The organism is Flavobacterium aestuarii, from assembly GCF_040049115.1.
Taxonomy (GTDB): Bacteria; Bacteroidota; Bacteroidia; order Flavobacteriales; family Flavobacteriaceae; genus Flavobacterium; species Flavobacterium aestuarii.
Genome location: NZ_JBDLZZ010000035.1, coordinates 1 through 7,039 on the forward strand (window position 1 = coordinate 1; position 7,039 = coordinate 7,039).

The window sequence follows — 7,039 nt, forward strand, 5'->3', positions numbered from 1 at the left end:
GTTTATAACATTGTTGTAAAAGACGCTAAAGGCTGTACAATAACAGCTGCTATCCCTGTAGATATTACACAGCCTGCTGTATTAAATGCGAATGCATCGGTTAAACCTTTTGGCTGTTCAGCTGCGAATACACCGGAAGATGCAGTTGTAACTATTACTGCTGCTGGCGGTACTGCTCCGTATACTTATAGTTTTGATGGAGGAGCTAACTTCCAAACATCAGATGCGTTTACAGTAAATACAGCGCAGACCATTAATTATGTTGTTCTTGATGCTAAAGGATGCAGTTTCAGCGGTACCGCAAATGTATTGTCTTATACACCGCCAACTGATATGGATATTACTGTCAGCCCGATTTATTGTAATACTCCCGGGACAGTGGGAACTCTTACAGTAAATTCTGTAACAGGAGGAGTTTTACCATATACGTATGAGATTATTTCTCCGGCAGCTTCAATTGCTAGCAATACGAATGGTGTTTTTGCTAGTCTTGCGCCAAATACTTATGTTATAAAAGTAACTGACAGTAATGGATGCAGTACTACAAATACTGTTGAAATAAAAGAAGCAAGCAAAATCACTGCGACTGCGCAATTAGTTAATGACGTTTACTGTAAAGAAGGTAATAGCGGATCAGTAAGTTTTACAGTAGCTAATTATATCACTGCGGGTATGTATACATTTAATTTAACACCAGCGGCAGGTTCATTTACTCAAAGTGGCGATGTTATTACTTATACAGGTTTAACAGCTAATAATTATACTTTCACCGTTACGGATGGAATTTCAGGCTGTGTTGCTTCAGTTGTTGATTTTACAATTAATGAACCTGCAGTGACATTAAATTCAACATCAATTGCTGGTAATATAAATTGTAATAATGATAATGCTACAATTACGGTAACTGCAGCTGGAGGCACACCAGATTATAAATATGCAGTGGCTAGAGCAGGTGATCCAGTTCCAGCATTAACAGCCTATGGTGCTAGTGAAAAATTAATTGTAGATACTAATAATGGTACAGATGTAAACTGGATAGTTTATGTTATGGATTCAAATGGCTGTACGGCTAATAATGCACAAGTCATTTCTTTAGATGCAAATCCAGTTATTGCTAATGCAGCAGCTGCTCAGTGTCCAAGCCCAACAGGAACGTATGCTATTACAGTTACTGCTTCTGGATTCAGCTCAGCGCTTCAATACAGTGCGGATGGTACTAATTACCAGACTGGAAATGTTATTACTGTAAATACTCATGGAGTTTATAATGTAACTGTAAAAGATGCCAACGGATGTATTTCTGCTCCAACAACGGTAACTATTTTAGATCCATTAAACTTGACAGCTGTTGTAGTTACAGCACCTAGCTGTAATGATAATGATGGTGTTGTTAATGTTTCGGCTACTGGCGGCTCTGCTAGTTATTTGTATAACATTGATGGTGGTGCATTTGGTGCAGGAGTTTCTTTCAATGGAGTAACATTTGGAGCGCACACTATGGGAGTCAAAGACACTAATACATTATGTGAGTTTTATGTACCGGTGAATCTATCAAGAGCAACACGTGTTACAGGATTTGCTTTAAGCATGACTCCAGTAACGTGCAACGGAGGAGCTGATGGTACAATTACAGCAACTATGGAGACTCCAGCAGCAGGTATCAATGACAATCCTGTTTATATGTATAGCTTGAATGGAGGAATTCCTCAAATTTCTAACGTGTTTACAGGACTGACAGCAGCTAATGGATATGTTGTGACAGTTACTTCAGGCAGAGGCTGTATAGCGACTGATAATATTGATGTAACGCAGCCAGCCATAATTAATGTTCCAGCTCCAGCTGTAACTCAATTTGGATGTACAGCGGGTTCAAATAGTACTAATTTGGCAACTATTACAGTAAATAACGTTGTCGGTGGTTCTGGAACTTACACTATTTATGAATTTGTTAAAAATGGTGTGACTGTAGTGCAAAGAGGTTCAAGTAATTCATATACTGAATCTGATGTTGCAGGCGGTAACTACTCCGTAAATGTTTATGATGATAATGGATGTGTTGGAAGCACTATTGCGCCAATCAGGATTAATGGATTCATTAGTCTGGAGAATATAATTGTTGATATTGCTACACCAATTACTTGTAAGAATAATCAAGAAATTGTGGTGAAAGCTGTTACATTAGGAGGTACTCCTGTGGCAGGACAGTTAGTTTATACAGTTTCGGGAATTAATGGTACTGTTTACAGTGCAACTAATACTACTGGAGCTTTCAGTAATCTGGGAATTGGTGATTATTTAATTTCTATTACAAACACAATTACTGGATGTACAATAGAAAAGATACATTTTGTAAACAATCCAAATACTTTTGAGCTGAAAGCAGTGAAGATTCAGGATGTGGTTTGTTTTGGATCTAATGAAGGTCAAGTTGAATTGACATTGTTTGATACGCAGTTGGTTCCAACAGATGATGCTGGTATTTTCGACTATGTTGTAACAGGGCCAACAGCAAGTTCAGGAACTTCTGTTTCAGCTGGACCGCATACACTTTCAGGATTGAAAGCTGGTTCTTATTCAGTTACTGCTGCTTTAAGAAATAGACCGGAGTGTGCTGTGATGACTAGTTTTATAATTGATCAGCCATCAGCTGCGTTGACAATATCTGAAACACATACTGAAATTACTTGTGCAGGTGCAAATAATGATGGTACGATTTCAGTTTCTGCAGCAGGAGGATGGGTAGGTGATTACCAATATGAATTGGTAGGGCCAGTTAATGTTTCTTACAGTTCACAAACGGATTTCAAAAATCTGATAGCAGGAAATTACACAGTTAATGTTAAAGACAGCAAAGGCTGTATTGCATCAACAGTTGTTACTTTGAATAATCCTACACCAATCAGCATTACGGCTCTCCCAGATGTTACGCTGGTATCATGTAATGGTGATAAATCTGTTACAATTACCGCCACTGTTGCTCCAGGAGGAGGCCAGGGAAGTAATTATTTATATACCTTGAATTATGAATCCTTAACTCCAGTTGTTAGTTCAGGACCACAAAGTTCGGGTGTATTTACTGGATTAGGTGCAGGCAAGTATAGTGTTACTGTTACTGATGGATGGAGCTGTACCGCTACATCATCAATAATAACAATTAATGAACCTTCAAAAGTTGAAGCTGGTTTAGTTAAAGCAACTGCACAGACTTGTAAAACACAAGCGACCTTGACCCTTACAGCAGCTGGAGGAACAGCACCTTATAGCTATAGCGATACGGCTAACTTTGCAGTTAGCACCCCAATGATTGGTAATTCTGCTACTTTCTCTGTAGGTAATGGTACTTTCAGTTATTATGTTCGTGATGCAAAAGGCTGTGTTAGTTTAGTTTCTAATCATATTCAAAATGATCCATTAGAGCCATTGACAATAGAATTGGATATTCAAAGACCTGTTATAAATTGTAAAGATGACTTGACAGGAGTTATCGTTGCTTCGGCTAAAGGAGGTTTAGGAAACTATATTTACACATTGCAAGATGCTTCTGGAAATGACATTGCAGGAGCTGTACAAACAGCACCAGGCAGTTTCACGCAGTTGGCAGCTGGAACATATTTTGTTAAAGTAGTGAGTGGTGACTGTGAGAAAGTTACGGCGCCAATTACTATTACTGAACCAGCAACGGCTTTGACTGCTGATTTTACTGCGATTGACGTTATCTGTAATGGTAATGGAGATGGTAAGATAATAATCAATGCGGCTGGTGGAACAGGAATGATTAAATATGCTATTGAGCCAGATATGAATCAATTCTTTGAATCTGGTACTTTCAATAATTTGAAACCTGGTTTATATGATGTGATCGTTCAGGATCAAAATGGCTGTTTCATTTTATTAACAGATATTAAAATCGAAGAACCAGATGCTATAGTGGCAGCTGTTGTTCCAGGTTCTATAGCACAAGAGTACTGTGCTGGTGATAAAACAGGAGCATTCAGTATTACAGTTACTGGAGGAGTAGGTCCATACAGCACTAGTCTGGATGACCCTAACGGAACGTATGTATTGGGTCAAGTTGATTTCAGCGGTTTATCAGGCGGTGATCATAGAGTTTACATCAAAGATGCCAACACATGTACATTCGAATTGCTTGTACAGTTAGACCCTGCAGTTATTTTAAATCCTGTTGCTGTCACTTCTTATGATTGTGTTAATGATCTGTCAGCTAATAAAGTTACGGTAAGCATTGATCCAAGTAATAATCCTGCAGATGTAACTTACTCTTTAGATAACACAGGAGTAGAGCAGCCTAGCAATGTTTTCACTAATCTTGTTCCTGGTGATCATTTTATAATGGTTCATCATAAAAACAGCTGTGTGGATGCTACTTTAGTATTCCATATTGATCAAATCGAACCATTGGCTATGACATTAGACCTTGGAAAATTAAATGAAATTGTTGCTACAGCAACTGGAGGTTCTGGTGTGTATCGTTATTCTGTAAATGGAGAGAATCTTGGTTCTAACAACAAATACGTTTATTTCCATTCAGGCAATTATACGTTTACAGTTACAGATACTAATGGCTGTTCATTTAGTGTAACTAAGTATTTTGAATTTGTAGATATAGAAATTCCTAATGTCTTTACACCAAATGGCAATGGACCAAATATAACATGGAAACCACTCAAAACGGAGAATTATCCAGACATTAAATTTGTTGTATACGACCGTTATGGCCGCGAAGTTGGACACTTTGGTGCAGGAGAATCCTGGGATGGTAAATACAAAGGTACTGAGCTGCCAATGGGTGATTACTGGTACGTATTGAAACTTAGACATTCTAAGGATGATAGAGAGTTTATAGGTCACTTTACACTATACAGATAACAGAAGTGAGAGTAGTTATCCAAATGAAAAACAATAAAATGAAAAGAATATTGATCAGCATTTTGTTTTTGACTGTAGCTGGCAGCTACGGTCAAGAGCTGAATGTTCCCGTTGCGACCCAATACTTAGCCGATAATCCTTATGTAATTTCACCGACATATGCTGGAATTGGAGACAATTTTAGAATTAATCTGAATGGATATAAACAATGGGTTGGTGTTGAAGATGCTCCTCAAAGCCAGGCATTATATGCCGATTTTAGAGTTTTAAATCAATCGGGTGTAGGTATGAATCTTTACAATGACTCCAATGGTTATACCAAACAGTCAGGAGCTAAGCTTACTTTTGCCCACCACATTATTCTGGACTATTATACAAAACAGTATCTTTCCTTTGGAATATCCTATATATACAATTCCTTTAGGTTGAATACGAATGAATTTAATGGAATTACTGATGACCGGTCTACGGTTAATAACAACTTTGAGGTTGGTTTACTGTACCGCAACCGTGGCTTTTATGCAAGTGCTACAGCTACTAACATCTTGCAAAAAGACCTTAGTTTTGAAATTGCCTACGAACCCAATAAGCTTACCAATTATCAGATCTATTCTGGATATGTGCTGGATATTGGAAACAGGAGTGAGCTTGAGCCTTCGATCTTTTATCAGTATTATCAGAGTGATGGCCGTTCGGTAACGGATTTAAATGTTAAATACAGGAAATTTAACAGATATGAAGATTATGTGTGGGTAGGTGCTTCCTATCGTTTTTTGAATGATCAAATTGGTAAACCATTAGCTGTTGGCCCAATTATTGGATTTCAAAAAGGTTTTATTTCTGCTGGTTATTCGTATCAGGTTACTCTTAATGATCTGGCTGCTTATAATTCAGGAACACATTCCTTAACAATCGGATTCCGATTCCTTCAAGGTTTGAGCAACTGTCCATGTACACAGAGTCCTGTACATGATTAGGAATTGAGAATTGTTTTTATGGAAATTTATACTTGAATTTCAAATGATATTATAAAAGAACGTTTTCCTTTTATTTTTTATAACTGAAAAAGACCGCCACGATTGACGGTCTTTTTCGTTTTATTAATCAAATCCTCCTGACACGGTTATTTTTTGTCCTGTAATCCAAGAAGCGTCATTCGATGCAAGAAAAACAGAAAGTTTTGAAATATCGTTTGGTTTTCCAACCCTGCCAAATGGTGTGCTGGCAACAATATAAGATTCCATTTCGGTACCCAAAACGCGATTGCCTTCTGTTTCAGTAGGTCCCGGCAATATCGAATTGACACGGATTTTTTTTCCGCTGAGTTCTTTTGATAAAGTTCGGGTGATGGAATCGACTGCACTTTTTGTCGCAGCATAAATTAGAGTCATAGGAGTGGCTTTGATGCTCGCAACCGAACTGATATTGATAATACTTCCTCCGTTATCATTAAAGTGTTTTAAAGCCTCCTGAATGGTTAAAATAGCACCTAAAACATTATTGTCAAACTGGCGGCGGTATTCTTCTTCGGTTACCATTTCCAAAGGCTCAAATTTGTAAATTCCCGCATTGTTAATCAGACTGTCTATTTTTCCAAAAGTTTTGCTGGTCTCTTCAAACAGCCTTTGAACATCTTCGCTTTTGGTCACATCGGCCTGAATTGTGATGGCAGTGCCTCCGTTTTCAATAATGACAGCAGATAAAGCTTCGGCGGCGCTTTTGTCCGATAAATAATTGACCACAACTTTTGCACCTTCTTTTGCCATTTCCAATGCAATTTCAGCACCAATTCCTTTTGATGCTCCGGTAACGACTGTTACTTTGTTTTTTACTTTGCCCATAATTTTTCTGTTTTACTGGAGCAAAATTAGAAGGAAGAAAAAACATAAAAATTGACATAAGGCAAGAAATTAAATTTTTGCCCTGATTCTGCTTAAGGTATGTGGCGTTATTCCCAGAAATAATGCAATCTGATTTTGAGGAACACGCTGAATTAGGGAAGGATGCTGTAGTAATAGTTTGACATATTTTGTTTCGGCATCATCTACCAGCATTTCACTTTTTAATTTAAATTTTTGAGTTATACACTTAGTGGCTGTTTTATATTATTATGATAAATCGGTTTGGTTGTTACCATTCTTACTATTGATTT

The 7,039-nt window shown here is 37.6% G+C and carries 4 protein-coding genes; 2 read left to right on the forward strand and 2 right to left on the reverse strand.

The features are described 5' to 3' along the window. Both ABEG11_RS18815 and ABEG11_RS18820 read left to right on the forward strand, forming a co-directional pair. On the forward strand, nucleotides 1–4,887 hold a 4,887-nt coding region (locus ABEG11_RS18815), incomplete at its 5' end, for a T9SS type B sorting domain-containing protein (RefSeq protein WP_348825727.1). Nucleotides 4,888–4,925: 38 nt separating this feature from the next. Continuing rightward, complete coding sequence (locus tag ABEG11_RS18820; RefSeq protein ID WP_348825728.1) at nucleotides 4,926–5,864, forward strand: PorP/SprF family type IX secretion system membrane protein; 939 nt, start codon at nucleotides 4,926–4,928, stop codon at nucleotides 5,862–5,864. A 123-nt stretch (nucleotides 5,865–5,987) separates the two neighbouring features. Here the strand turns inward: ABEG11_RS18820 and ABEG11_RS18825 are convergent, their stop codons facing one another. Continuing rightward, a complete protein-coding gene (locus ABEG11_RS18825) occupies nucleotides 5,988–6,728 on the reverse strand; it encodes an SDR family NAD(P)-dependent oxidoreductase (protein ID WP_348825729.1) in 741 nt (246 codons plus the stop codon). Nucleotides 6,729–6,797: 69 nt separating this feature from the next. Then, on the reverse strand, nucleotides 6,798–6,941 hold the full coding sequence (locus ABEG11_RS18830; RefSeq protein WP_348825730.1) for a cyclic nucleotide-binding domain-containing protein: 144 nt from the start codon (nucleotides 6,939–6,941) through the stop codon (nucleotides 6,798–6,800). Nucleotides 6,942–7,039 lie beyond the last annotated feature (98 nt).